The sequence below is a fragment of the Kitasatospora sp. NPDC007106 genome, from assembly GCF_040634455.1.
Lineage (GTDB): Bacteria > Actinomycetota > Actinomycetes > Streptomycetales > Streptomycetaceae > Kitasatospora > Kitasatospora arboriphila.
In genome coordinates, this window is record NZ_JBEYFP010000912.1 from 1 (window position 1) to 2,230 (window position 2,230).

Consider the following 2,230-nt stretch of genomic DNA (forward strand, 5'->3'; position numbering starts at 1 on the left):
CCAGCACCCCGGCCGCTGCCGACAGCGCGGCGCCGGCGGCGTCGACCGCCGCCCCGACCGCCCCCACCAAGGCGGCCGGCACGGCCGACCCGACCCAGCTGGCCAAGGAGCTGGCGATGGTCGCCGGCCTGAAGCAGATCGACCCGAAGCTGGCCGCGGACAACCAGAAGACCGTCGCCGCCGCGCAGCAGACCTGCGCCGACATCAAGGCCGGCAAGGACGACGCGACGGTGGCGAAGAACACCACCACCTACTTCGCGGCGACCGGCGCGAAGGTGACCGACCAGCAGGGCCAGATGATCGCGGTGATCGTCAAGGCGGCGCTCTGCCCGTGACCCGGTGGGCGCGGCGGACGTGACGCGGCGGACGTGACGGGGCCCGGGAGCGGTATCCAGCTCCCGGGCCCCTGAGGTGCCACCCAATTGCGCGCACCGGCACGTTTAAGGCTGCGGATCATCTTCAGAGCCTCGTGTTCTGCCTTTGAACTACCGTGCCACGGGGAGAGGCACAGGCGGGACTTGAACCCGCATCCGAGGCTTTCCGTCCGCACCCGTTCGATCCGGCGCTCGGCGGCGGATGCTGAGACTTGAGCGGGAGTCTGAGTTTCAGGGGGCTGCCTCTGCCCTTGGGCCACCCCGGCGTGGTGGTGCCGGGGGGAGGATTCGAACCTCCACTGTCACCCCTGTGTCAGCTTCACTTTCAGTGTCAGCTTCTGCGCTGTTCGCGCACCCCTCCGCTCAAGGAGGGGGATCGTGGGTCCGGCCGCTACTGGCCGAACAGGTAGCCGAAGACGGCGTCGCCGACCCGCTTGTCGACGACCTCCGCCGCGTTGGCCTCCTCGCGGGCGAACTGCACGGCCTGCTGCAGCTTCTCGACCCGCTGGACGAGTTCGTTGACCCGCCGGGCCGGCAGCGCACCGGAGAACTTCACGGTCGTCCAGTACCCGACCGCGATGTCCTCGTAGTACACCTCGACCTGGGCCGGGTGCTTCTCGGTGGCCTCCGCCTTCACGTGGTTGCGGGGGACCTTCTTCGTCCGGATGGTGCGCACCGGCTCGGTCTTCCACGCGTCGGTGGAGGCGTCCGGCGTCCAGGACTCGGAGGCGTCCAGCACCGGCAGCTTGCGGACGAAGGTGTAGATGTCGGTGAGCTGCTTCTCCAGGAAGAGCAGGTAGGTGACCGGCACGTCGGTCAGCAGCGGCCGGCCGTCGACCACGACGTCCGCGCGGGCGGCGCAGTTGGCGTGGTCCTTGGTGGCGGTCACGTCGAACAGCCGGGTGAGCGAGGCGGCGGTGTCGCGCAGGATGTCCTCGGCGCGCACCTGCACGCGGGTGGACTCCGGCGGGAGCTGCTCGCCCTCCTCGTCCTTCGGCTGGTACGTGCGGGAGATCCCGGCGAGCAGGGCGGGCTTCTGCAGGCCGTGGTGGGCCGTCGTCAGCTCCTGGAAGGACTTGGACTTGACGCCCTTTTCGACCGCGATGATCTGGTTGAGTTTCGCCACGTCCGGGAGGCTAACAGCGGCCCGTCCGCGCTGTCGTGCGATTTACCGCGGCCCGGGGACGGGGGTCGGGGGACCGTCCCCGGGCCCGGCGCGGCATCAGCCGTTGATCTGGTAGCTGTCGCCGTAGACCTTCCACTTCAGCGGGGTGTTGAGGTCGAAGTTGCGGTCCTTGACCCAGACCTTCTGGGCGGTGTCCACCCGGCTGGTGTCGGCGTGCGCCTCCTCCTTCTTCATGACGACCTTGCGGGCGTCCATGAAGGCGTTGAGGTAGGTGGCCTCGTCGCCGCCCTGGGCGGGCGTCTTGGCCTTCTTCATGGCCGCCTTGCGGATGCCGCCGAAGCTGTCGGAGCTGTCGCCGGGGCCGTGCATCACGATGGCGTCGTAGTAGACGAACTGGCCGAGCGCCCGCAGACCGTCGGCCTTGGCCTGCTGGACGGCGGGGTTGAAGTAGACGCGGTCCCGCTCGTCGTTCTGGGCCTTCTGGAAGACGGTGTCCTTGGCGGCGGCGGCCCAGTCCTTGGTGAAGGCGGTGCCGAGGCCGCTGTGCGAGTCGGTTCCGTTCACCTTGCGCAGCGCGGGCAGGTACTTGGCCAGGACGTTGCCGGGCTTGAGGTCGGTGTAGTGCTCGACCAGGTCCAGCATGTCGCCGGTGCCGGAGCAGAAGCCGATGATGCCGGCCGTGTAGCCGCGGCCGTCGCCGATGTCCTCGATGTACTTGTACTGGGCCTTC

At 69.1% G+C, this 2,230-nt stretch carries 3 protein-coding genes; 1 reads left to right on the forward strand and 2 read right to left on the reverse strand.

Going from position 1 to position 2,230, the window contains the following annotated elements; translation table 11 throughout:
* On the forward strand, positions 1-335 hold a 335-nt coding region (locus ABZ641_RS33945; protein ID WP_359988144.1), incomplete at its 5' end, for a DUF732 domain-containing protein.
* A 430-nt stretch (positions 336-765) separates the two neighbouring features.
* On the opposite strand, the gene ABZ641_RS33950 is transcribed toward ABZ641_RS33945, so the two are convergent.
* Together ABZ641_RS33950 and ABZ641_RS33955 are read right to left on the reverse strand one after the other, a co-directional pair.
* Positions 766-1,500 (reverse strand): hypothetical protein, encoded by a 735-nt coding sequence (locus ABZ641_RS33950; protein WP_359988146.1) that lies wholly within the window; start codon positions 1,498-1,500, stop codon positions 766-768.
* A 96-nt stretch (positions 1,501-1,596) separates the two neighbouring features.
* A partial coding sequence (locus ABZ641_RS33955) for a chitosanase (protein WP_359988148.1) occupies positions 1,597-2,230 on the reverse strand: 634 nt, incomplete at its 5' end.